At 48.8% G+C, this 24835-nt stretch carries 24 protein-coding genes and 1 pseudogene; 12 read left to right on the top strand and 13 right to left on the bottom strand.

Annotated elements, in window-relative coordinates; translation table 11 throughout:
- Positions 1 to 33 precede the first annotated feature (33 nt).
- Together QMN38_RS11875 and yciA are read left to right on the top strand one after the other, a co-directional pair.
- Positions 34 to 573: a septation protein A gene (locus QMN38_RS11875; protein WP_003020667.1), complete on the top strand. Its 540-nt coding sequence runs from the start codon at positions 34 to 36 to the stop codon at positions 571 to 573.
- 165 nt (positions 574 to 738) lie between these two features.
- A complete protein-coding gene (yciA, locus tag QMN38_RS11870) occupies positions 739 to 1140 on the top strand; it encodes an acyl-CoA thioester hydrolase YciA (RefSeq protein WP_048211486.1) in 402 nt (133 codons plus the stop codon).
- A gap of 69 nt (positions 1141 to 1209) precedes the next feature.
- On the opposite strand, the gene tonB is transcribed toward yciA, so the two are convergent.
- A complete protein-coding gene (gene tonB / locus QMN38_RS11865; RefSeq protein ID WP_271440930.1) occupies positions 1210 to 1938 on the bottom strand; it encodes a TonB system transport protein TonB in 729 nt (242 codons plus the stop codon).
- A gap of 214 nt (positions 1939 to 2152) precedes the next feature.
- On the opposite strand from tonB, the gene QMN38_RS11860 reads away from it, so the two are divergent.
- From QMN38_RS11860 to QMN38_RS11845, 4 genes and pseudogenes are all read left to right on the top strand, one after another.
- Positions 2153 to 2449, top strand: coding sequence for a YciI family protein (locus tag QMN38_RS11860; protein WP_271450392.1), 297 nt, complete (start codon positions 2153 to 2155; stop codon positions 2447 to 2449).
- Positions 2450 to 2600: 151 nt separating this feature from the next.
- Positions 2601 to 3074: pseudogene (locus tag QMN38_RS11855) on the top strand (SOS response-associated peptidase family protein); the annotation flags it as partial.
- 156 nt (positions 3075 to 3230) lie between these two features.
- The gene (locus tag QMN38_RS11850) at positions 3231 to 3695 is read left to right on the top strand and encodes a hypothetical protein (RefSeq protein ID WP_271454817.1); all 465 of its coding nucleotides are present in this window, start codon (positions 3231 to 3233) and stop codon (positions 3693 to 3695) included.
- Positions 3696 to 3970: 275 nt separating this feature from the next.
- Entirely contained in the window at positions 3971 to 4402 is a 432-nt protein-coding gene (locus tag QMN38_RS11845; protein ID WP_271454818.1) for a hypothetical protein, read from the top strand.
- Between the two features lie 234 nt (positions 4403 to 4636).
- On the opposite strand, the gene QMN38_RS11840 is transcribed toward QMN38_RS11845, so the two are convergent.
- Positions 4637 to 4810 carry a YciY family protein gene (locus QMN38_RS11840; RefSeq protein WP_005126414.1) on the bottom strand — a complete coding sequence of 58 codons (174 nt, stop codon included), beginning with the start codon at positions 4808 to 4810 and terminating at the stop codon, positions 4637 to 4639.
- Positions 4811 to 4952: 142 nt separating this feature from the next.
- Between QMN38_RS11840 and cls the strand changes: the two genes are divergently transcribed.
- Together cls and QMN38_RS11830 are read left to right on the top strand one after the other, a co-directional pair.
- Entirely contained in the window at positions 4953 to 6413 is a 1461-nt protein-coding gene (gene cls / locus QMN38_RS11835; protein ID WP_048211484.1) for a cardiolipin synthase, read from the top strand.
- Between the two features lie 34 nt (positions 6414 to 6447).
- Positions 6448 to 6777 carry an HI1450 family dsDNA-mimic protein gene (locus QMN38_RS11830; protein ID WP_040233211.1) on the top strand — a complete coding sequence of 110 codons (330 nt, stop codon included), beginning with the start codon at positions 6448 to 6450 and terminating at the stop codon, positions 6775 to 6777.
- A 37-nt stretch (positions 6778 to 6814) separates the two neighbouring features.
- Here the strand turns inward: QMN38_RS11830 and QMN38_RS11825 are convergent, their stop codons facing one another.
- From QMN38_RS11825 to ychE, 7 genes are all read right to left on the bottom strand, one after another.
- Positions 6815 to 7651, bottom strand: a complete 837-nt coding sequence (locus QMN38_RS11825; protein ID WP_323605114.1) for an ion transporter — start codon at positions 7649 to 7651, stop codon at positions 6815 to 6817.
- Between the two features lie 47 nt (positions 7652 to 7698).
- Positions 7699 to 8703, bottom strand: a complete 1005-nt coding sequence (gene oppF / locus QMN38_RS11820; RefSeq protein ID WP_323605113.1) for a murein tripeptide/oligopeptide ABC transporter ATP-binding protein OppF — start codon at positions 8701 to 8703, stop codon at positions 7699 to 7701.
- Positions 8700 to 9713 carry a murein tripeptide/oligopeptide ABC transporter ATP-binding protein OppD gene (gene oppD / locus QMN38_RS11815; protein ID WP_124021107.1) on the bottom strand — a complete coding sequence of 338 codons (1014 nt, stop codon included), beginning with the start codon at positions 9711 to 9713 and terminating at the stop codon, positions 8700 to 8702. The genes oppF and oppD overlap by 4 nt, the downstream gene beginning before the upstream one ends.
- 11 nt (positions 9714 to 9724) lie before the next feature.
- On the bottom strand, positions 9725 to 10633 hold the full coding sequence (gene oppC / locus QMN38_RS11810; protein ID WP_048211481.1) for an oligopeptide ABC transporter permease OppC: 909 nt from the start codon (positions 10631 to 10633) through the stop codon (positions 9725 to 9727).
- A 14-nt stretch (positions 10634 to 10647) separates the two neighbouring features.
- Positions 10648 to 11568 (bottom strand): oligopeptide ABC transporter permease OppB, encoded by a 921-nt coding sequence (gene oppB, locus QMN38_RS11805; protein ID WP_005126405.1) that lies wholly within the window; start codon positions 11566 to 11568, stop codon positions 10648 to 10650.
- Positions 11569 to 11800: 232 nt separating this feature from the next.
- A complete protein-coding gene (oppA, locus tag QMN38_RS11800) occupies positions 11801 to 13432 on the bottom strand; it encodes an oligopeptide ABC transporter substrate-binding protein OppA (protein ID WP_137363867.1) in 1632 nt (543 codons plus the stop codon).
- Positions 13433 to 14205: 773 nt separating this feature from the next.
- Positions 14206 to 14853 carry an NAAT family transporter YchE gene (ychE, locus tag QMN38_RS11795; protein ID WP_137381703.1) on the bottom strand — a complete coding sequence of 216 codons (648 nt, stop codon included), beginning with the start codon at positions 14851 to 14853 and terminating at the stop codon, positions 14206 to 14208.
- 497 nt (positions 14854 to 15350) lie between these two features.
- On the opposite strand from ychE, the gene adhE reads away from it, so the two are divergent.
- Positions 15351 to 18029 (top strand): bifunctional acetaldehyde-CoA/alcohol dehydrogenase, encoded by a 2679-nt coding sequence (gene adhE / locus QMN38_RS11790; RefSeq protein ID WP_048211477.1) that lies wholly within the window; start codon positions 15351 to 15353, stop codon positions 18027 to 18029.
- Positions 18030 to 18263: 234 nt separating this feature from the next.
- Here adhE and tdk read toward each other — a convergent pair whose 3' ends face one another.
- Positions 18264 to 18881, bottom strand: a complete 618-nt coding sequence (tdk, locus tag QMN38_RS11785) for a thymidine kinase (RefSeq protein WP_005126397.1) — start codon at positions 18879 to 18881, stop codon at positions 18264 to 18266.
- A gap of 644 nt (positions 18882 to 19525) precedes the next feature.
- Between tdk and hns the strand changes: the two genes are divergently transcribed.
- Positions 19526 to 19939, top strand: a complete 414-nt coding sequence (gene hns / locus QMN38_RS11780) for a histone-like nucleoid-structuring protein H-NS (protein ID WP_003020723.1) — start codon at positions 19526 to 19528, stop codon at positions 19937 to 19939.
- A 138-nt stretch (positions 19940 to 20077) separates the two neighbouring features.
- On the opposite strand, the gene galU is transcribed toward hns, so the two are convergent.
- From galU to rssA, 3 genes are all read right to left on the bottom strand, one after another.
- Positions 20078 to 20986, bottom strand: coding sequence for a UTP--glucose-1-phosphate uridylyltransferase GalU (gene galU, locus QMN38_RS11775; protein ID WP_271440929.1), 909 nt, complete (start codon positions 20984 to 20986; stop codon positions 20078 to 20080).
- Between the two features lie 204 nt (positions 20987 to 21190).
- Positions 21191 to 22204 (bottom strand): two-component system response regulator RssB, encoded by a 1014-nt coding sequence (gene rssB, locus QMN38_RS11770; RefSeq protein ID WP_137381700.1) that lies wholly within the window; start codon positions 22202 to 22204, stop codon positions 21191 to 21193.
- Positions 22205 to 22294: 90 nt separating this feature from the next.
- Positions 22295 to 23203 carry a patatin-like phospholipase RssA gene (gene rssA, locus QMN38_RS11765; protein WP_005126393.1) on the bottom strand — a complete coding sequence of 303 codons (909 nt, stop codon included), beginning with the start codon at positions 23201 to 23203 and terminating at the stop codon, positions 22295 to 22297.
- A 111-nt stretch (positions 23204 to 23314) separates the two neighbouring features.
- Between rssA and QMN38_RS11760 the strand changes: the two genes are divergently transcribed.
- Both QMN38_RS11760 and purU read left to right on the top strand, forming a co-directional pair.
- The gene (locus QMN38_RS11760; RefSeq protein WP_061068013.1) at positions 23315 to 23770 is read left to right on the top strand and encodes a YchJ family protein; all 456 of its coding nucleotides are present in this window, start codon (positions 23315 to 23317) and stop codon (positions 23768 to 23770) included.
- Positions 23771 to 23825: 55 nt separating this feature from the next.
- Positions 23826 to 24668 (top strand): formyltetrahydrofolate deformylase, encoded by an 843-nt coding sequence (gene purU / locus QMN38_RS11755; RefSeq protein WP_005126391.1) that lies wholly within the window; start codon positions 23826 to 23828, stop codon positions 24666 to 24668.
- Positions 24669 to 24835 lie beyond the last annotated feature (167 nt).

Genomic DNA, 24835 nt, shown 5'->3' with positions numbered 1-24835 from the left:
TTACCCAATGCTTTTTGATTACGGACTCGAAGAATGAAGCAGTTTCTTGATTTTTTACCGCTGGTTGTCTTTTTTGCTTTTTATAAGCTCTATGACATCTACGCGGCAACCTCGGCGCTTATTGTCGCAACGGCTGTGGTGTTGATTTACAGTTGGGTTCGCTATCGCAAGGTCGAGAAGATGGCGTTAATCACCTTTGTTCTGGTTGCCGTCTTCGGTGGCCTGACGATTTTCTTCCACAACGATGAATTCATTAAGTGGAAGGTTACGGTGATTTACGGACTGTTTGCCGGTGCACTACTGGTTAGCCAGTGGGTAATGAAAAAGCCACTGATTCAGCGCATGTTAGGAAAAGAGCTGACACTGCCGCAGCCGGTATGGTCAAAGCTGAATCTGGCCTGGGCTGTCTTCTTCATCCTGTGTGGACTGGCCAATATCTACATTGCGTTTTGGCTGCCGCAGAACATTTGGGTCAACTTCAAAGTGTTCGGATTAACCGCCCTGACCTTATTCTTCACGTTGCTGAGCGGAGTCTATATCTACCGCCATCTGCCGCAGGAAGATAAATCGTAATATGTGTTCGCCAGATCTGCGGATCTGGCGAATTTTTATCCGCTTGCGTTCTTCGTGGCAGACAAGCTGGCTTACATCCCCTCCGCGCGCCGCATCCCCTCTGTTCTCCGCCCGTAAATTCTAGTAGCATCGCGCCTGTAATCTTTCTCTACAGTCGGTTCTACAATGACAACAACGAATAACACCCCCCAGGGTGAACTGGTTTTACGCACTCTGGCCATGCCTGCCGATACCAATGCTAACGGTGATATTTTTGGCGGCTGGCTGATGTCACAGATGGATATTGGTGGCGCTATTCAGGCCAAAGAGATCGCACACGGCCGCGTGGTGACGGTGCGAGTTGAAGGAATGAGCTTTTTGCGCCCGGTTGCCGTAGGTGATGTCGTCTGTTGCTACGCTCGCTGTGTAAAACGCGGAACGACGTCAATCAGCATTAATATTGAAGTCTGGGTGAAGAAAGTCGCTTCGGAACCCATTGGCCAGCGTTACAAAGCCACTGAAGCCCTATTTATCTACGTCGCTGTAGATAAAGACGGTAAACCCCGTCCGATACCAACACAGGTCTGATAACCAGCGTTAACACCGTTATCAAACCTGCTTGCCGGAGAAGGCCTGACGCCAACTCCGGCACGCCAGTTACTCAATCTGCGCCGTACCGTTCAGACGGAAAACGATATTCACCACCAGGCCAGATCCCGGTTTGCCCGCCTCGTAACGCCATCTGCGCATCGCATTTTTCACTTCACGCTCAAACATATTGGCAGGCTGTGCGGAAAGCACCTCAACATTCTCTACACGGCCATCTGATGTGACATCAAACTTGACCTTCACCCGGCCTTCAATGCGCAGAGCCTGCGCGCGCGCCGGATACTGTGGTTGATTACGACTTAAGGCGCGTGGCCCAGACGGTGCACTAACCGCAGGTTTACTGGTTGCCGGTGCGGTACTGGTTGCTGCCGGACGAGCAGGCGCCGTGTTCTCAAACGGCGATGCCGGACGCGACTCAGCCGGTTTCACGTCACGTTTTGGCTGCTCTTCAACCTTTTTCACCGGTTTCGGCTTCGGTTTTGGCTTAGGCTTCGGTTTCTCGATCACCACCGGAGCCTCTTTTGGCGGTTCCGGTATAGGTTCAGGTTCCGGTTCAGGCTCAACGACAGGCTCCGGCGGTGGTTGAACTGCCTGAGGTGGCTCAAGATCGGCAGGTGCGACCATCGTGATGGAGATCGGCTGCGCGGGTGCAGGCAGTTCAATAACCTGATGTACCGAGGTATACAACAGACCCGCCACTACAGCGCCGTGAATGCCGACGGAAAGTAACGTCGGCCAGGGAAAGCGACGAGGTAAATCAAGGGTCATTGCAGTCATAATCGTTTCAGTTATAAAACCAGGCCTCGATTTTAAATGCAAATAGCAATCATATTCAATAAGCCCATGACAGTAAGCCGCATTTAAAACGCAATTTCATGTAAAAAAACCATTATCTTAATATGGCCTTAACAAAGCTATTATCTTTACGTTGCAGTTACCAGGGCTTTCCAATAACGTAAACGCGACTTTTACCGATCAAGGAGCTCTACCCGTGCTGTATGTAATTTATGCTCAAGATATCGCAGATTCTCTCGAAAAACGTCTTTCCGTACGCCCCGCTCACCTGGCCCGCCTGCAACTCCTCCATGATGAAGGTCGTCTACTGACGGCAGGCCCCATGCCCGCGGTCGACAGTAACGATCCGGGTGCGGCGGGATTTACCGGCTCGACGGTGATTGCGGAGTTTGAATCTTTAGAGGCAGCACAGGCGTGGGCAGATGCCGACCCGTATGTGGCTGCAGGCGTTTATGCGCAGGTTTCGATCAAACCATACAAAAAGGTTTTTTGAATTTAAATAATTCACAATAAATTCAAACACATAAAGAAAAACAATCATACTAAATACAAATTAAGGGCGCATTCAGGTACACATTAACGTACGCGCCCTCTCTTTTAGTTACCGCCTATACTTTCAGTCTGACATATGGCTGGAGATTTCTATGTGTGGACGCTTTTCACAGTCAATGACACGTGAAGACTACCTCGCCTTTCTCGCTGATGAATCAGAATGCGATATTCCATACGATCCAGAACCCATTGGCCGTTTCAACGTAGCGCCAGGAACAAAAGTTCTGCTTCTTAGCGAACGTGATGAGCAGTTGCATCTTGATCCAGTCATCTGGGGGTACGCCCCCGGTTGGTGGGATAAACCGCCTCTCATTAACGCACGGTCTGAAACTGCGGCCACTAGCAGAATGTTTAAACCACTCTGGCAGCATGGCCGCGCAATTTGCTTTGCAGATGGATGGTTTGAGTGGAAAAAGGAAGGTGATAAGAAGCAGCCCTACTTCATTCATCGGGTCGATGGTCAGCCAATATTTATGGCGGCAATCGGCAGCACACCATTTGAACGAGGTGATGAAGCAGAAGGTTTTCTGATAGTTACAGCTGCAGCTGACAAAGGACTGGTAGAGAGGTGTCTTAATCCAATGAGGACTAGGTCAAAATCCCCTCCCTCAGGATCTACACCAAGGCTTTCTTTAGTCTATTGCTAAAAATCAACGCTGCGTTACCGCGAAAAAGTATATATTTTTTTCTCACACCCACTTTGTATTACGGATACACGAAAAATGAAGCGTTTAATGCTGGCGTTTGCAGCAACAACTATTCTTGCTGGCTGCGGCTCCCACTACGATGAAGAAGAAGCACTGGCCCGTGGAGCTGCAGCTCAAGCGGCTAAAGAACAACATAACATCACCGCATACGGCTTCAAGTCTGTGCTGAATGTCTGGAATTGCACAAACGCTAACGGGAGTGGCGAATCAATACTGGCTGTACGAGGAATGACGAATGATGAACGAGGTCAGGATATGCCGCTGATGATCACTCGCGCTGGTGTTAAAACGCTATACAAGTACAACTCAGGGATGGGGGATGGTGTCCTGTACTTGACTGATCCTAATGGTGAATCTAAACATTTAGCCCGTTTTAAATGGGGTGCTTACGCTGACAGCTACGATATATTGGCCCTGCGTGATACTGGCGTTGAGTCCGAGTTCCATTGCCATCGGGTCAAGGACCCGTCCTCTAATTAGTTGCCTTGTCTCGAGACGACTGGTTCTCGTCTAATGTGAACCCGTAAACCATAACCCGCATAGCTGCTTTGGATCATCGAGCTGTTGCCCCAATTTACAATCTCATTTTAATATCCAGCCTGCATCAGGGTTGGATATCATCATTCGCTGCTCGGTTTGACTATATGGTTAAGAATTTGCAGGCGCATATAAAGTAGAAAATCGTTCGACTAGAGTTAAGTTATCTAATTATTTTGCCGATACTTCAATCAATCCCACTCTACAAGGAAAAACCGATGTTAGGACTTTATGGCGGAGCAACCGGGTTATTTATTGAATTGGCTGCACGAAAAGCTATTGAAGCATTTAGTAAAAAATCGACTGATGCCTCTCAGACTTCAGCCCAATTATCAGATGAAGCTCAAAAGGCGGAACTTCAGTCGCTAGTTTTTCAATCTCAGGCAAAAGTTCAACAAGAGCTCGCTATAGCAAGAAGAATTCTCGCAGCTGAAGAAGTTGAAATTGAAGAGTTCTACGATGGCTCCGCATCGGCTGAATTAGGCGCGAAAACCTCTACTGAGAAAGTGTCACTTGGACTCAGTGGCGAGGGAAGGAAAATTACTAAGCGCGTCATTAAATTCAAAGGGTTCAATAACCAGATTGAGCATATATTGCAGGAGATTGATAGAAGTACGACGGAACCATCAGGTCCGCAGTCCAAACTATAGAGCAGGATCGTCTATCGGGCGGGGTCAGTCCACTCTAAGCTACCCGCAATGTAACACTTGTACTCGAGGTGTGATGATTGGAAGGCCGGAAGGCAGGTAATAGAAGGCTTTAGCGTAACAGATCGTTTTTACGCGGAATTCTTCGAAATAGGCCGAATGGCAATACAAAAAGGTTCGTTAAAAAACAGAACGGACAGGAATACATTGGGCACCGCCAGCGGTGCCCTTTTTGGCTCAAATGCTGTAGATCGCAAACAGCAACGAATTTCGTTGATGATTGAGAATGCATTTTCTGATGGAGTGGATACGCATGTTACGGCGCGATTGCCCTTCAAGCCAACGTGCTTTACGGCGGCTAGCCTGACGCAGCATCCGCCAGCGTCCCACTTCCGTTCTACTACGCTTCATGTTAACTACTCTTCCAGTCACAGAGCGGGCATTATACCCCCAGACCGAATGCAGACCAGTGGTTTTCCCGTGTTTTTATTTGCCAGATGACTCCTGATGCGTAAACTCTTAACAATACGCTTTCAAAAGGATTTTTAAATTTATGACAACCTTCTACACCGTGGTGAGTTGGCTGGTCATTCTGGGTTACTGGGTACTCATTGCTGGCGTTACATTACGCATTCTGATGAAGCGACGCGCAGTACCCTCCGCAATGGCCTGGCTTTTGATCATCTATATACTGCCATTGGTAGGGATCATTGCTTATCTGTCCTTTGGTGAACTTCACCTGGGCAAACGCCGGGCCGAGCGTGCCAGAGCGATGTGGCCATCAACAGCTAAATGGTTGAACGATCTCAAAGCCTGCAAACATATTTTCGCGCAAGAAAACAGCAGCGTTGCCTCCTCATTATTTAAGTTATGCGAGCGTCGCCAGGGCATTGCTGGCGTTAAGGGCAATCAGCTACAGCTTCTCACCAGCTCTGATGACGTGATGCAGGCGTTAATCCGCGATATTCAGTTGGCGCGTCACAACATTGAGATGGTGTTCTACATCTGGCAACCTGGCGGTATGGCCGATCAGGTCGCGGAATCATTGATGGCCGCCGCCAGACGGGGGATTCACTGTCGTTTGATGCTGGACTCCGCGGGCAGCGTGGCATTCTTCCGTAGTCCGTGGGCGGCGATGATGCGCAACGCGGGTATCGAGGTGGTCGAAGCGCTAAAGGTTAACCTGATGCGTGTGTTTTTACGCCGTATGGACCTGCGCCAGCATCGTAAAATGATCATGATCGACAACTACATCGCCTACACCGGTAGCATGAATATGGTCGATCCGCGTTTCTTTAAACAGGATGCCGGTGTCGGACAATGGGTTGACCTGATGGCGAGAATGGAAGGCCCGGTGGCCACTGCCATGGGGATCGTCTACTCCTGCGACTGGGAAATTGAGACCGGTAAACGCATTTTACCGCCGCCTCCCGATGTCAACATCATGCCGTTTGAGCAGGCCAGCGGACACACCATTCACACTATTGCCTCCGGCCCTGGCTTCCCTGAAGACCTGATCCATCAAGCCTTATTGACCGCCGCATATTCTGCTCGTGAATATTTAATCATGACCACCCCGTACTTTGTCCCCAGTGACGATCTGCTGCACGCCATCTGTACAGCGGCGCAGCGCGGTGTAGATGTCAGCATCATTCTTCCTCGCAAGAATGACTCAATGCTGGTTGGCTGGGCAAGCCGGGCTTTTTTCACCGAGTTGCTGGCGGCAGGCGTGAAAATCTATCAGTTCGAAGGCGGGTTGTTACATACCAAAAGCGTGCTGGTCGATGGCGAACTGAGTCTTGTCGGTACCGTAAACCTGGATATGCGCAGCCTGTGGCTGAATTTTGAGATAACACTGGTGATTGACGATGCCGGATTCGGCGGTGACCTCGCCGCGGTACAGGATGATTATATTTCGCGTTCCCGCCTGCTGGATGCACGTTTGTGGGTAAAACGACCACTCTGGCAGCGTATCGCTGAGCGACTGTTTTACTTCTTTAGCCCGTTGCTGTAAAACGTGCCCATCAGACAGTAAACAGGTAGTCATTATGGATATGGATTTGAACAACCGCCTGACCGAAGACGAAACGCTTGAGCAGGCTTATGACATTTTTCTCGAACTGGCGGCGGACAATCTCGATCCGGCCGACATCCTTCTGTTTAATTTGCAGTTTGAAGAACGTGGCGGTGCAGAGTTATTTGACCCTGCACAAGACTGGCAGGAGCACGTCGATTTTGACCTGAATCCTGACTTCTTCGCCGAAGTAGTGATTGGTCTGGCAGACTCAGAAGACGGCGAGATTAACGATATTTTTGCACGTGTTCTGTTATGTCGCGAAAAAGATCACAAACTCTGCCACATTCTCTGGCGCGAATAATGAAAACAAAAAGCTGCTCTCGCAGCTTTTTTTATTTCTAGTCAGGCAATTTACTTCCGCAGCGATTACAAAATTGCGCGCTGTGCTCATGCTGGCTTTGTTGACACTGCGGACATTTGCGCTGATTTTGCCGATGCTGAAACGCACTGCTCATGTGTGTTGTTATCAATCCTGTCGGGATTGCAATAACCGAATAACCAATCAGGATCAGCACTGACGCCACCATGCGGCCAAGCGGTGTATGCGGGGTAATATCCCCATAGCCAACCGTTGTCACCGTAACGATTGCCCAATATACCGACGCATTCAGCGTGGTAAAACCATATTTCGGGCCTTCGAGCAGGTACATCAGTGCACCAAAGACAATCATCAGAATGGCAATAAACGAGTAAAACAGCATCAACTGATGACGGGCACTTTTAATTGCGCTCCAGAACACACGTAGCGACGGCATAAATCGCAACAGTTTGAGTATTCTCAGTACACGCAGCACGCGCATCGCTCGCCAGGCGAAAACATAACTCAGACTAATTTCCGGCCATAGCCACATCACATACAGTGGCAGAATCGTCGCGAGATCGATAATTCCCCAAAAGCTAAACACATATTTTGCAGGATTGGCCCAGCAGCACAATCTGAGCAGATATTCGAGGGTAAAGACCAGCGTAATAAAGACTTCCAGCCAGACAAAAATATGCCATTCGTCATAGGTTAAATGGTATTGCGTCCCAACCCCAGACTCAATGAAGATAACAATCACGCTCAGCAATGCGAACAGTGCACACATGCCTTCAAAACGGCGCCCCGAGCGTGTATCTAAATCAAATAATGTACGGTAGAGAGTACGGCGAACAGAAGAGACTAAGCCTGACACATTTACCTCACCAAAAAGAAGGGCTGACAGTATGTCAGCCCTCTCGATTATAGCGGGTCTACTTTTAAGCAGGAAACCGCGTGTCGGAAACTCCCTTCAAGTACAGGACGCGTTTTCGCGCATTCTGGTCCGGCGATCGGACAACGCGTGCGGAACACACACCCCGAAGGCGGATTAATCGGGGACGGTAACTCACCTTCCAGCAGCTGGATAACCTTGTTCCTCTCCATATCAGGATCGGGAATTGGCACCGCTGACATTAGCGCTTTGGTATAGGGATGCAGCGGATTATGGTACACCTCGTCATAGGTCCCTAATTCCACCGCATGCCCGAGATACATCACCAGCACGCGATCGGAAATATGTTTAACCACTGCCAGGTCATGGGCAATGAAGATTAATGATAAACCCATCTCACGCTGTAATTGCTGCAACAGGTTAACAACCTGCGCCTGAATCGATACATCCAGCGCGGATACGGGCTCATCACAAATTATCAGCTTCGGCTCAAGGATCAACGCGCGGGCAATACCAATACGCTGGCACTGCCCACCGGAAAACTCGTGCGGATAGCGGTTAATCAGGTTAGGCAGTAACCCCACTTTCATCATCATCGCCTTTACGCGGTCACGAACTTCCTGCCCAGGCAGATTCGGGTGATAAGTCCTCAACGGTTCAGCGATAATTTCACCGATGGTCATACGCGGGTTTAGCGATGCCAGTGGATCCTGGAAAATCATCTGGATGTCACTGCGTACCGCCCGCCACTCATCGGGTTTCATGCCAAGCAAATCTTTGCCGAGCCAGGCGACTTTACCATCGGTCGCTTTTACCAGACCGATAATCGCACGCGCAAACGTCGATTTCCCGCAACCGGATTCCCCCACCACACCTAATGTTTCGCCCTCATACAGACGTAGTGTAACGCCATTAACGGCTTTCAGCGTTTTCGACGGTTGCCAGAACCACTGTTTACCATCTTTGATGTCGAAATGGACTTTCAGATCGGCAATTTCGAGGAGTACTTTTCGTTGTTCGGTTACCGCATTCATACCAGTTCCTCCACCGGTTTAAAGCAGGCACGCAGACGGCCCGGACTAAACTCTTCCAGTGGCGGAGCACTGCTACAGATTTCCATGGCATGCGGGCAACGGGGCTGGAACGGGCAGCCTTTCGGTAAACGCAACAGGTTCGGCGGATTACCCGGGATAGTCAGCATTTCTTCCCCTTCGGCATCCAGACGCGGGACGGCATTAAGCAGGCCAATTGAATACGGATGAACAGGCTTATAAAAGACATCGCGCGCACTACCATATTCCATCGTGCGTCCGGCATACATCACCAATACTTTGTCGCAAATACCGGCAACAACACCGAGGTCGTGGGTAATCATGATGATTGCGGTATTGAATTCACTTTTCAGCTCATTCAGCAGCGTCATGATTTGCGCCTGAACCGTAACATCCAGCGCAGTAGTGGGTTCATCGGCAATCAGTAACTTTGGCCTGCACAGTAGCGCCATGGCGATCATCACACGTTGACGCATACCGCCGGAGAATTCATGCGGGTACATTTTCATACGCTTACGCGCTTCCGGCATTTTCACCGCATCCAGCATTCTGACTGACTCTTCAAAGGCTTCTGCTTTGCTCATACCTTTGTGTAGCATCAGAACTTCCATTAACTGTTCGCCGACCCGCATATACGGATTCAGAGAGGTCATAGGGTCCTGGAAGATCATCGAGATTTGCTCGGCGCGCAGTTTGTTCAGCTCACGCTCCGGTAAGTTCAGGATCTCACGACCGTTAAATGTAGCGGAACCGCCAATTCGGCCATTTGCGGCCAACAGGCCCATCAAGGCAAATGCAGTCTGCGACTTACCTGAACCAGACTCACCCACAATACCCAGCGTTTCCCCGGCGCGTAGTGAAAAGTTTAAATCGTTTACTGCAGTAACATCACCATCAGGGGTGGCAAACGTCACTCGCAGATCGGTAACGTTCAGCAGTGCGTTAGCCTGTTGTTGCGCGAGCGGCGCGGTTGAGGTCTCAATTACGCTCATGGCGGCACTCCTTAACGGTCTTTCGGGTCGAGGGCATCACGCAGGCCATCGCCAATAAAGTTAAAACAGAATAGCGTCACCACCAGGAACCCTGCCGGGAACAGCAGTAACCATGGCGATACTTCCATCGAGTTGGCACCATCACTGAGTAATGCGCCCCAGCTACTTAGCGGCTCTTGTGTGCCAAGTCCCAGGAAGCTCAGGAACGATTCAAACAGGATCATACTGGGAACCAGCAACGAGGCGTAGACCACCACTACACCCAGTACGTTTGGCACAATGTGGCGCACAACAATACGCACGGTAGACACCCCACCAACCTGGGCTGCTTCAATAAACTCTTTACGCTTCAGGCTCAACGTCTGGCCACGAACGATACGCGCCATGTCAAGCCAGGACACCATCCCAATCGCCACAAAGATCAGCAGAATGTTTTGCCCAAAGAAGGTGACCAACAGAATAACGAAGAACATGAACGGGAAGGAGTTAAGGATTTCCAGCAGACGCATCATCACGGAGTCGATTTTACCGCCCAGGTAACCCGATAGTGAACCGTACAGCGTGCCCACAATCACCGCCACCAGCGCCGCCGCAATCCCCACCATCAACGAGATCCGTCCTCCAATTGCCACCCGCACCAGCAGGTCACGACCGGATGAGTCAGTGCCAAAATAGTGCCCGGACTCCGTATCAGGCGCGCTGGACATCATGCCCCAGTCAGTATCGAAGTAGGTAAACTGCGATAACATAGGTGCCAACGTCACAAACAGCGCAATAATCACCAGTACCACGAGGCTGGCTACTGCCGCCCGGTTATGCATAAAGCGTCGACGAGCGTCCTGCCACAGGCTGCGGCCTTCGACCTCCAGCTTCTCACTGAAATTCTCCAGCGCTTCGCTGTTTTTCTTACTTAACATCATAGCGAGCTCCAGTATCAGTAACGGATTTTCGGGTCGATTACGGCATACAGCACATCGACAATCGCGTTAAACACGATGGTCAGCGCGCCGACCAGAATAGTCAGGCTCAGTACCAGCGAGTAATCGCGGTTTAATGCGCCATTCACAAACAGCTGCCCAATGCCCGGTAAACCATAGATAGTTTCAATAACCATCGAACCGGTAATGATGCCGACAAACGCGGGGCCCATATAGGACAACACCGGCAACAACGCAGGTTTTAACGCATGGCGGAAAATAATCCGTCGCATCGGTAACCCTTTAGCACGCGCGGTCCGAATAAAGTTAGAGTGCAGCACTTCAATCATCGAGCCGCGGGTAATACGCGCAATACTGGCAATGTAGGCCAGGGATAGCGCCACCATTGGCAGGATCATAAATTTCAGCGCCCCACCATTCCAGCCGCCACCGGGTAGCCATTTCAGTGTGATTGCAAATATCATGACTAATAAGGGAGCAACGACAAAACTGGGGATCACCACCCCGGTCATCGCCACCCCCATAACTGTGTAATCCCACCGCGTGTTTTGCTTCAACGCGGCGATTACGCCCGCACTGACGCCGATCACCACCGCCAGAATAAAGGCCGCAGCCCCCAGCTTCGCGGAAACCGGAAAGCTTGACGCGACCAGGTCATTAACGGTGTAGTCTTTATATTTAAAGGATGGCCCAAAATCACCGTGCGCCAGCTGTTTCAGATAGCTAAAGTACTGCGTTGAGATCGGGTCATTAAGATGGTATTTCGCTTCAATATTCGCCAGAACTTCTGGCGGTAACGCGCGCTCCCCGGTGAAAGGGCTACCCGGCGCGAGACGCATCATAAAGAATGAAATCGTAATAAGAATAAATAGCGTCGGAATCGCTTCCAGACAGCGGCGTAATATAAATTTCAACATTGCCCGTACCTTCTGGCGTGTGCCTTTATACCCGTCATACTTCAAGCTGCAGGTGCGTTGGCTTTACTCGCTCACGCAAGTCACTTACTTAAGTAAGCTCCTGGCGATTCGCTGCGTGCCGCCTTCCTGCAACGTGAATTATTTAGGGTATACCTCTCTTTGTCTAAAGAGGTATTTATAGTTCGAAGAAAAAGACACTGTGGGGCAAAAATGATTGCCCCACGTCTTGCCATTAATGCTTGATAATATACAAGTCTTTAACGTGGATATTATCCATCGGGTCTTTGCCGGAGTATCCGCCTACCCAAGGTTTCACCAGACGGGCGTTAACGTAGTAGAACACCGGTACAATTGCAGAGTCTTTATCCAGCAGCTGTTCTGCTTGCGAATACAGTTCACTGCGCTGAGCATCATCAGTTGCTTTCAGGGTATCAGCAATCAACTTGTCAAATGCAGGGCTCTTATAGTGGACGGTGTTGTTGGAGCTGTCAGACAGCACCATATTCAGGAAAGACGTCGGTTCGTTATAATCCGCACACCAGCCTGCGCGTGAAACGTCATAGTTGCCCTGATGACGCGTATCGAGGAACGTCTTCCACTCCTGATTTTCCAGCTTCACGTTCGCACCCAGATTTTTCTTCCAGATGGATGCCGCAGCGATAGCCAGCTTCTTGTGCAGATCGGAGGTGTTATACAGCAGATCAAAGGTCAACGGTTTATCTGCGGTAAAACCAGCTTCGGCCAGCAGTTTTTTCGCTTCTTCGTTACGTTTTTCCTGTGACCACTTGAACCACTCTGGCTCAACCAGTTTAGCGCCATCAGTATATGGCGGGGTAAAGCTATAGGCAGGCAGATCGCCCTGGTTTTTCACTTTGTTGACGATAATGTCACGATCCAGCGCCAGCTTCAGGGCGGTACGAACACGAACATCGTTGAACGGTGCTTTTTGGTTGTTAATTTCGTAATAATAGGTGCACAGGTAAGGATCAACGTGAACTTCGTTCGGGATCTCTTTTTTCAGTTTCTGGAATAACTCAATCGGCATGTTGTTATAGGTCATGTCGATTTCACCGCTGCGATAGCGGTTCACGTCAGTCACTTCAGAAGAAATTGGCAGGTATGTAACCTGGTTAATAATGGTTTTCGCGTTGTCCCAGTAGTGGGTATTACGCTCAAGAACAATACGCTCGTTGACAACCCAGTCTTTCAGTTTATAAGAGCCGTTAGAAACGATGTTAGCGGGTTGGGTCCATTTTTCACCGAATTTTTCCACCACGGCTTTAGGCACAGGGGAAAGAGAGGAGTGCACAAGTAGTTTGTAGAAATAAGGAACAGGTTCGCTCAGAGTGACTTCAAAGGTATGGTCGTCAATCGCTTTTACACCGAGATCGGTAACTGGCTTCTTACCGGCGATGATGTCATCAATATTGACAATATGTCCGTACTGTAAATAGCTGGCGTACGGTGAAGCAGTATTAGGGTTCGCCAGACGTTGCCAGCTATAGACGAAATCTTGTGCGGTAACGGGCGTTCCATCAGACCATTTAGCGTCTTTACGCAGATGGAATGTCCAAACTTTAAAATCTTTATTTTCCCATTTATCAGCCACGCCCGGTGATGGTTTGCCATCAACGTCACTGATTAATAAACCTTCAAATAAATCACGGCTAATGTTGGATTCCGGTACACCTTCGATTTTATGCGGATCGAGTGACTGGACTTCCGAACCATTATTACGCACCAGAGTCTGCTTCTCAGCCAACTGTACGCCTGCTGGTACTACTGCTGCTGTAGCAACATTTCCAGCGATTAGCGCAGTTAGGATCCCCGCAGCTACTAAACTTTTTTTAGTGATGTTAGTCATTGTGTTTGTACTCCCTCATTATTATGGCTGGTTTTATAACCAGACTGTTAATCCTGTCAGGATCCCTGTACGGCACCGGAGATTTTCTACCGTCAGGTGTTTTTTTGTTTACTGCTCGCTATCACCGACTTTATTTATTCTGGCGATTCGTTTGATCGCCTTGCGTCGATTATCTACGTGCCTCCCCTGCCGGAAGCACGCTATTATCCTGTTGAGAGAAACTAACTGAAAATGATTCTCATCAACGTGAAATCTTCTGCTAAATACCTGGCCGGAAAGTATCAAATGCGTTTCTTCACCGCCAATACATTTTACAGATTTGTTAACCAATTCTCTTTTATCGAAAAAAAACCGCACTAAAAAATCATCAAAAAAGCAATTTTTCAACAATAAAATCAATTAATTCAATGCATTGCATGAGACACCCAGTTCATCACCCTGTCCGGCATCGAAGAGACGTCAGAATGCACATAAATTTAACAATTGGTTATTAATTAGCACATTCATCTAAATTAGGTGCTGAAATAACTAATATCATTTCGATAATCCTTCAGCAAGCCCCAGAGTATGATGTTAATAAAATAACAATGCAGCCCTGTTTCATCTGTTCTGCGGAAAAGGTATTTGTGTTTAAAATCAATACATAAAAATGCAGTTGGCTATCATCATTTTTTAGTATTGCTATGCCACTTTTCAACTTTCGTGAGAAGTTTTACTGACAATGGAGGGAAACGGAGCCAGAGAGCAGCTCCGTTTATATTGAATGGGTGTATTCAGGCAAGTAAACCCGGGAAAATAGACTTGATACCGGTCACAATGAACTCAATACCCAACGCCATGAGTAACAACCCCATAATACGCGTAATGACGTTGATGCCGGTTTGTCCCAACAGGCGAACCAGCCATGGCGCCATTCGAAACAATCCCCAACAGCACAGCGCAAACAGCGCAATTGCCACGAAAAAACCAAACAGATTAATGGCACTATGATAACGCGTGCCCCAGACAATCGTTGAGCTTATTGCCCCCGGCCCCGCCATTAACGGCAGCGCTAACGGGACAACGCCAATGCTCTCGCGTATTGCCGTCTCCGACTTTTCCTGCTTGTTTTGCTTATCTTCCCCAAGTTTTCCGCTGATCATCGACATCGCGATAGTCACGACCAGGATACCACCAGCAATCCTGAACGAATCAATTGAGATGCCAAACAATTGCAGAATTCCATCCCCCAGAAACAGAGAGGTCCACAGAATGATAGCAACCGACAGGTTTGCCGTAAGGTTGGTTTTATTGCGTGCGGCAGCGGTCTGGTAGCTGGTCATGCTGATAAAGACAGGGATGATCCCTACCGGGTTGACCAATGCAAATAACCCAATGAAAAATTTAAAATAAACAGGGAAATCGAATAGCGTATGGATCACGGTTAGCTCCGAAGCGTTAGCCGGATAAAATGAGTCATAAAAATTGATGAAATCCGCGCTGAAGATACGCCTTTTGTCAGCATACTTCACCTGCTATCTGCGTATATCTGCGTATATCTGCGTAAATACGCTACCATTACTCGGTGTTATTAATATGTATTAAATATGCTAATGTTAACCTCATTCATTACATCAATTTTTTAACACTTACCAAGAAACGCTAAAAGGGCCTGCTGAAAGGTGTCAGCTTTGCGAAAATTTGATCCAGATCACGCAATTACTACTCAGAAGTGAGTAATCTTGCTTACGCCACCTGGAGGTAACGCGTTAGAGTTAAATGACGTTAACGCATAAGCTCTTTTAGTAAATCAAAGTAAAGTGGACGTTAATTAACCGTTTGATTTTCAAAACGTTATACAATTTTTCGTCGATCTGTCTATACTCTCGTATCGAGCAGATGATTTACTAAAAAAGTTTAACATTATCAGGAGAGCATTATGGCTGTTACTAATGTCGCTGAACTTAACGCACTTGTAGAGCGCGTAAAAAAAGCCCAGCGTGAATATGCCAGTTTCACTCAAGAACAGGTTGACAAAATCTTCCGCGCCGCCGCTCTGGCAGCCGCTGACGCTCGAATCCCTCTCGCGAAAATGGCCGTTGCCGAATCCGGCATGGGCATCGTCGAAGACAAAGTGATCAAAAACCACTTTGCTTCCGAATACATTTACAACGCTTATAAAGATGAAAAGACCTGTGGTGTTCTGTCTGAAGACGACACTTTCGGTACTATCACCATCGCTGAACCGATTGGTATCATCTGCGGTATCGTTCCGACCACTAACCCGACATCTACTGCTATCTTCAAATCGCTGATCAGCCTGAAGACGCGTAACGCAATCATCTTCTCTCCACATCCGCGTGCTAAAGATGCCACTAACAAAGCGGCTGACATCGTTCTGCAGGCTGCTATCGCTGCGGGTGCACCGAAAGATCTGATCGGCTGGATCGATCAACCTTCCGTTGAACTGTCTAATGCTCTGATGCATCACCCGGACATCAACCTGATCCTTGCGACCGGTGGTCCAGGCATGGTTAAAGCAGCATACAGCTCCGGTAAACCCGCAATCGGTGTAGGTGCAGGTAACACCCCTGTTGTTATTGACGAAACTGCGGATATTAAGCGCGCGGTTGCTTCCGTTCTGATGTCTAAAACCTTCGATAACGGCGTAATCTGTGCTTCTGAACAGTCCGTTGTTGTTGTTGACTCTGTATACGATGCAGTTCGTGAACGTTTCGCTAGCCACGGCGGCTACATGCTGCAGGGCAAAGAGCTGAAAGCTGTTCAGGACGTTATCCTGAAAAATGGCGCACTGAACGCCGCTATCGTTGGTCAGCCGGCCTATAAAATTGCTGAACTGGCAGGCTTCTCAGTTCCGGAAACAACTAAGATCCTGATCGGTGAAGTGAAAGTTGTTGATGAAAGCGAGCCGTTTGCTCACGAAAAACTGTCCCCGACGCTGGCGATGTACCGTGCGAAAGATTTCGAAGATGCGGTAGACAAAGCAGAGAAACTGGTTGCGATGGGTGGTATCGGCCACACTTCTTGCCTGTACACTGACCAGGACAACCAACCAGAACGCGTTGCTTACTTCGGTCAGATGATGAAAACCGCGCGTATCCTGATTAACACCCCGGCTTCACAGGGTGGTATCGGCGACCTGTACAACTTCAAACTCGCACCTTCCCTGACTCTGGGTTGTGGTTCCTGGGGTGGTAACTCCATCTCTGAAAACGTTGGTCCTAAGCATCTGATCAACAAGAAAACCGTTGCTAAGCGAGCTGAAAACATGTTGTGGCACAAACTTCCGAAATCTATCTACTTCCGTCGTGGCTCACTGCCAATCGCGCTGGATGAAGTGATTACCGATGGTCACAAACGTGCTCTGATCGTGACCGACCGCTTCCTGTTCAACAACGGTTATGCTGACCAGATCACCTCCGTTCTGAAAGCAGCCGGCGTTGAAACCGAAGTGTTCTTTGAAGTTGAAGCTGACCCGACTCTGAGCGTTGTTCGTAAAGGTGCTGAGCTGGCTAACTCCTTCAAACCTGACGTTATCATCGCACTGGGCGGTGGTTCCCCGATGGATGCCGCGAAAATCATGTGGGTGATGTACGAACATCCGGAAACCCATTTCGAAGAGCTGGCACTGCGCTTTATGGACATCCGTAAACGTATCTATAAGTTCCCGAAAATGGGCGTGAAAGCGAAAATGATCGCCGTCACCACCACTTCCGGTACCGGTTCTGAAGTAACGCCGTTTGCGGTTGTTACCGACGATGCAACGGGTCAGAAATATCCGCTGGCTGACTACGCGCTGACCCCAGACATGGCAATTGTCGATGCCAACCTGGTGATGGATATGCCGAAATCACTGTGTGCATTCGGTGGTCTGGACGCAGTGACTCACGCCCTGGAAGCTTACGTTTCCGTGCTGGCTTCTGAATTCTCTGACGGTCAGGCTCTGCAAGCGCTGAAACTGCTGAAAGAAAACCTGCCTGCGTCCTACCATGAAGGTTCTAAGAACCCGGTCGCGCGTGAGCGTGTTCACAGTGCAGCAACCATCGCCGGTATCGCGTTTGCTAACGCCTTCCTGGGTGTATGTCACTCAATGGCGCACAAGCTGGGTTCTCAGTTCCACATTCCTCACGGTCTGGCGAACGCCCTGCTGATCAGCAACGTCATTCGTTATAACGCGAACGACAACCCGACTAAACAGACTGCATTCAGCCAGTACGATCGTCCGCAAGCTCGTCGTCGCTACGCTGAAATCGCAGACCATCTGGGTTTAAGCGCACCGGGCGACCGTACTGCGGCTAAAATCCAGAAACTGCTGGCATGGCTGGAAGAAATCAAAGCTGAGCTGGGTATTCCTAAATCTATCCGTGAAGCTGGCGTTCAGGAAGCTGACTTCCTGGCACACGTCGACAAACTGTCTGAAGATGCGTTTGACGACCAGTGTACCGGTGCTAACCCGCGTTACCCGCTGATTTCTGAACTGAAACAGATCCTGCTGGATACTTACTACGGTCGTGAGTACAGCGAAGGTGAAACTGCTGCTAAAACTGAACCAGCAGCCGCGCCTAAAGCTGAGAAAAAAGCGAAAAAATCCGCTTAATGTACTCACATAAGTTTTAGTATCTTCATAAACGGCCCTTTGGGGCCGTTTTTTTTTGCCATACTCAGCCAAAACCAGGCTATGCAGACACCAGCCATCGAGGTGAAAAGGCGTAAGAGAAATAGGTGCAAACAAGAGATGTATGAGTAACACCAGAAGGCAATACCGCAGGGTAACGCTTCTGGCTAAAGCAGAGGCCTACCCTGCGATTTAACTCAGCAGGAGAGCAGAGGGTTAATCGTGGCTGTGGCGTTCCTGAATGGCCGTCAGAGAGCCTTCAGACTGTGCTTCCTTATAATGCTTGCGGCACACCGATACATAACGTTCATTTCCGCCGATAACTACCTGCTCACCTTCGTTATAAGGTCTTCCGGCCTGATCAAGACGTAATACCATGCTGGCCTTACGGCCACAGAAACAAATAGTTTTTAATTCAACCAGCTTATCTGACCATGCAAGCAGGTATTCACTACCGCCGAATAGCTCACCACGAAAATCGGTGCGTAAACCGTAACACAACACGGGAATATCCAGTTGATCAACAACCTCTGATAATTCATAAACCTGCTGTCGCGTCAGAAACTGAGACTCATCGACCAGCACGCAGTGAATTCGTTGTTGCGCGTTCTCCGCTCGAATCTCCTCGAACAAAGATGAATTTTGGTTAAACAATTTTGCAGGTGACGACAGGCCTATACGTGAACTTACTTTTCCCGCGCCAAAACGGTCATCAATTTCCGCTGTATATACAACGGCACGCATCCCACGTTCCTGATAATTGTATGAAGATTGCAGCAATGCCGTCGACTTGCCTGCATTCATTGCAGAATAGTAAAAATAAAGCTGTGCCATTGTGTGTCGGCCCTCACCGGGGAGAATAAATATGGGCAGGATTGTATCATATTTCACAAACAAGTCGGTGCAGCGTGACATTCGGAATGTATAAAAGAACGTGCAAACACCACCCTGTTTCGTCTAAATACCCCTCAGCACGGAAGAGCCCTTGGGTACTTTCTTAAGTGGACAATAGAGTGAAAGTACGCTGCCAAAGCACAAACAACCTGAAGTATGATGTGTATATACACATTCTTTCACAAATAGTGCTCCTGAAATTCATCAACGTCACTTATCATCACCGCGCAATAAAGAAACCCTGCCCTTATTGTTATTGTATCTAACGATAGCCGCCTTGTAATAGAGGATTTCCGTAAGCAAAACTAATACAAAAGGTTGAAATCACTGCAAAGAGATACTATTTGTACACTATGAAATGTGACCTGAATCTTGAATTTTTACTCTCTGCTGCCGGGAAGCCCGCATACCAATAAGCCTTTTTTATGCCCGACATCGTCATAAAATTAAGACTGAACAATTAATACAGCCACTAAATAAAGAGCAATTTTGAATTCCTTACATTCCTGGCTATTGCACAACTGAATTTATCGCTCTATTATTAGCTCAACAAACCACCCCAATATAAGTTTGAGATTACTACAATGAGCGAAGCACTTAAAATTCTGAACAACATCCGTACTCTTCGTGCGCAGGCGAGAGAATGTACTCTGGAAACGCTTGAAGAAATGCTGGAAAAATTAGAAGTTGTAGTTAGCGAGCGTCGCGAAGAAGAAAGCGCTGCCGCTGCTGAAGTTGAAGAGCGTACCCGTAAACTGCAACAATATCGTGAAATGCTGATTGCTGATGGTATTGATCCGAACGAACTGCTGAATAGCATGGCTGCGGTTAAGTCCGGCACCAAAGCTAAACGTGCAGCACGTCCGGCTAAATATAGCTACGTTGACGAAAACGGTGAAACTAAAACCTGGACTGGCCAGGGTCGTACACCGGCAGTGATCAAAAAAGCGATGGAAGAACAAGGTAAACAACTGGACGATTTCCTGATCAAGGAATAATTCAGAAATAGTTTGCTTAAAATCCCGCCACTGGCGGGATTTTTTTTACCCGCACTTCGCACATTTCCCTACCCAAATTAGGTATAAAAAAACGGCGCTGGATTAGCAGCGCCGCTCTGTCCTTATAATACCGCGAGGTTACTTCTTAATACCCATCTCATCTTCAAGCCATGCTTTAAATTCAGCGCCAAGCGTATTATGGCGAATACCATATTCAACGAACGCCTGCATATAGCCCAGCTTATTACCACAGTCATGGCTTTTGCCCTTCATGTGATAGGCTTCTACCGTTTCTTTTTCGATCAGCATATCGATTGCGTCGGTCAGCTGAATTTCATCACCTGCTCCCGGAGGTGTTTTTGCCAGCAGAGGCCAGATATCCGCACTGAGAACATAACGCCCCACAACGGCCAGATTAGATGGCGCAACGTCAGCTTTCGGTTTTTCTACCACGCCAACCATCGGTACGCTTTCACCAGGCGCTAATTCAACGCCTTTGCAATCAACAACACCATAAGCCGTTACGTCTGCTACAGGCTCCACCATAATCTGGCTGCTGCCCGTTTCATCAAAACGGTGGATCATTTCAGCAAGGTTGTCACGGGATAAATCAGATTCATATTCGTCAAGAATAACGTCCGGCAGGATGACCGCAACCGGTTCATCGCCAACAACCGGATGGGCACACAATACCGCATGACCCAGACCTTTTGCCAACCCCTGACGCACCTGCATAATAGTGACATGCGGAGGGCAAATAGATTGCACTTCTTCCAGAAGCTGACGTTTTACGCGTTTTTCCAGCATCGCTTCAAGTTCAAAGCTGGTATCAAAGTGGTTTTCAATTGAATTCTTAGACGAGTGAGTCACGAGTACAATTTCAGTGATGCCCGCAGCAATACATTCGTTTACGACGTACTGAATTAATGGCTTATCAACCAACGGTAGCATCTCTTTCGGGATTGCCTTCGTAGCCGGTAACATCCTGGTTCCTAATCCCGCAACCGGGATAACGGCTTTTTTGACTTTTGAATTAAGGGCAGCCATTTAAAACTCTCCTGGACTGTTCATGTATTGAACGTGTTCATCAATCTGTTTCGCATCCGAGTATATCAGTACCGCAGTAAGCTTCAGGTCTGAAAAGGACGCGCGTCGGTATAATTAAGATAAATACGAATAAGACTGGCGCTGATAGTAGCACTCACAGCGTAAGGGAGGTGAACCAATTTTATTCACTACCCTCTCGATTGTTCATTCCGCAGACAACATCAGGCGCAAGCGACCGCCTGCCCCCCAGATTTGGCACTGCCAGGATTCACAGCGTTGACTTAACTGATTCAGATACGTATTGCCTAACGTGCCCAGCGGAACACCATTACTGATTTGTACGTGATGTGAACCGGTATTTAATGTCGCATTCAGCCCAGCCGATACCAGAATCAGATTTTTTAATCCGCTGTGGTAATACCCCACCAGCAGTGGAAACTGTCCGGGTAAATTAGCCTGACGAAGTAAATGATTCACCTGTTTCAATAGCGCACCGAGCTCAGGCAGTCGTTGATTCTGATGGGTGAGTTGTTCTTGCAGCAAACCATTAAACAGCGCGCGCAGTAATAATGCAGCCAGGACACCATTATCCCCTGCTCGAGTAACATCCAGACAATAGAAGGCGAGATCGTGGTCCGACAGAGGGGCAATATCCAATACCAGTCCAGGTTGATCAGCGGCGACCAACTGGCGGTAGTTGACCCGACAATGCGAGATGACTTGCGACACTGGGGGCTGTAATTCTTGCAACAGTTTTGCGGCGGCAGCAGGATCGCCCACCATCGCATCCCAGTCACGAAACAGGCGTTCTTCTTCTTCCACGCGAGAATTAAACATATTGGGATAAAGACATGCAAAAACGGTTTCTCGCAGGCGGTTAAGGTCCTTCACGGGCTTTAAAAGAACATCATCCACACCGAGCCGTAATGCTTTGGCAATATCGGCCATATTTTCCGTTGCGGAGATCACCAGAATAGGCGTCTGATCGCCACGATTACGCAGATACTCGACCAGTTTAAGGCCGTTCATTCTCGGCATAGCGAGATCGCAAATCATCAGGTCGGGGGTGAAGCGCCCCAGTAACTCCAGCGCATCAAGCCCGTCTCCCGCTACTGCTGTTGTCGCTCCCAAAGAGGAAAACCATGAATCCAGAAGCGAGCGAAATACTGGCTCATCTTCAACGATAAGAATCTGTTTTCCGACCAATGGCTGCGTCATATTCTCCCCCCTGACTGGCTTTAGTAAATAGTGGCATGCTATTGCAACTCACGCCTGTCAGAATTTGCTTAAGTGTTGATAAAAAATGCGTTAAACGTTGGTTTTTACCAGGGGCAGAAGCTCATCCATTTTCTTCTCGACCGCTAACTGCCCGGCAGCAATTGCAGCACCGGCGCGATGGAAATCCAGCGTGGATATTTGCGGACAAAACGGCTGAATCAGAATATCAGGTGGGTCCCCAGCCATACGGTTGCGCTTGAGACGGTTTTCCAGAACCTGAATCGAGGTCGTCATGATCTCCATCGCCGTAGGTGCCGTGACTGCACGCCGGGCTGTAATGTTGCTCAAGCGCTCTTTCAGGCGGGCATGCCATGACAGCTCATCATCATCGTTCGATTCGGTTTCACTATTGACGTTGAAGGAGAGCAGATCTTGTTGCATCAGGTGCGCATCATGTTGCAGGTCGACCGCAATAACGATATCGGCCCCCAACGCACGCGTCAGTGAGACAGGCACAGGGTTCACCACCGCACCATCTACCAGCCAATAACCATTGTGCGCCACAGGTGACATGAGGCCAGGAATACTGCAGGAGGCCCTAACGGCAAGGTGCAAATCACCTTCAGTAAACCAGAGTTCACGGCCCGTACTGAGATTGGTTGCGACAGTGGCAAAACGGCGTGAGCATTGCTCGATAGATTCTACCGGCATGACATTACGATACTGGTTGAATACCCGTTCGCCGCGCAATAGTCCGCCCCTGCGCCACGAGAGATCCATCAGGCGTAAAACATCCCAGTAACTGAAGGAGCAAACCCACTGTTCAAGCGCGGGGAGTTTGTTACATGCGTAGGCGGCACCGACCAGTGAGCCAATGGAACACCCTGCCACAATATCAATATCAATGCCCATGTGTTTCAGGGCTTTGATCACACCAATATGCGACCAGCCGCGTGCTGCGCCGGAACCTAGCGCCAGCCCAATTTTTATTTTTCTCATTATACCTACAGACTTCCCCTGGCTTGCAGACGTAGCAACATCGCCACGGCTCAGTTAACATAGTGCCACCCTGGCGTTTTTACGCCGTTTTTTTATTCCAGGGAGTACTTTGTGTCTCAGCTTTGTCCCTGTGGTAGCGCTGTCGAGTATAGCCTATGTTGCTACCGTTATGTGTCCGGTGCACAAGTAGCACCAACGCCGTCACATCTCATGCGTTCTCGTTACTGTGCTTTTGTGATGAAAGACGCAGATTACCTCATCAAAACCTGGCATCCAGATTGCCATGCCGCCGATTTCCGGGATGACATTATTGCAGGATTTACCCATACCGAATGGCTGGGGCTGACCGTTTTTGAACAGCAGACGGCAGAAACCGACAATATCGGCTATGTCAGTTTTGTCGCACGGTTTTCTGAACAGGGAAAAACAGGCGCAATTATCGAACGCTCTCGTTTTCTAAAAGAAAACGGTCAGTGGTACTATATCGATGGTACACGCCCGCAAATTGGACGAAACGATACCTGCCCTTGTGGCTCCGGTAAAAAATTTAAAAAGTGCTGCGGCTAATCAACGCCCGACAGTATCAATTATGCAAACATTCTCAACAGGATCTCCGCTGCAAATGCATTCATTACAACGAAAAGTGCTGCGTACTATTTGCCCGGACCAAAAAGGTCTGATCGCGCGCATTACTAATATCTGTTACAAGCACGAACTGAACATCGTGCAGAATAATGAGTTCGTGGACCACCGTACCGGGCGCTTTTTCATGCGTACCGAACTGGAAGGCATTTTTAACGATGTCACACTGCTGACCGATCTGGACAGCGCACTACCAGAAGGTTCCATTCGTGAACTTACGCCAGCGGGACGTCGCCGCATTGTCATTTTAGTCACCAAAGAAGCTCACTGTTTGGGCGACCTATTAATGAAGGCCAATTACGGCGGACTGGATGTTGAAATTGCCGCAGTTATCGGCAATCACGACACGTTGCGCTCCCTAGTTGAGCGTTTTGATATTCCTTTTGAGCTGGTCAGCCACGAAGGACTAACGCGTGACGAGCATGACCAAAAAATGGCGGACGCTATCGACGCACATCAGCCAGACTATGTCGTGCTGGCAAAATATATGCGTGTCCTGACGCCGACATTTGTTTCTCGCTTCCCAAATAAGATTATCAATATTCACCACTCATTCCTGCCCGCCTTTATTGGCGCGCGCCCGTACCATCAGGCGTATGAGCGCGGCGTGAAGATCATCGGAGCGACAGCCCACTATGTGAATGACAATCTCGACGAAGGTCCGATCATCATGCAGGACGTGATTCATGTAGATCATACCTATACCGCAGAGGATATGATGCGTGCCGGTCGTGACGTTGAGAAAAACGTATTAAGCCGTGCGCTGTATCAGGTTCTGGCCCAGCGAGTTTTCGTTTACGGTAACCGAACGATTATTCTGTAATCACCAATAATATGAATTGATTAGCTTTACTGCGTTACGGATGAAAAGTACGCAAACGATCCACGTTAAGCAAAGGAATGCTTTACAGCGGCGCGTCATTTGATATGATGCGCCCCGCTTCCCAAGGAAGCAGGCCAGTAACATAGCATTACCCCGTGGTGGGGTTC

The sequence above is a fragment of the Citrobacter sp. R-1.5.2 genome, from assembly GCF_035064245.1.
GTDB lineage: Bacteria > Pseudomonadota > Gammaproteobacteria > Enterobacterales > Enterobacteriaceae > Citrobacter.
The sequence above is the reverse complement of the archived record's forward strand: the minus strand, read 5'-3'. Positions and strand labels throughout refer to the sequence as shown.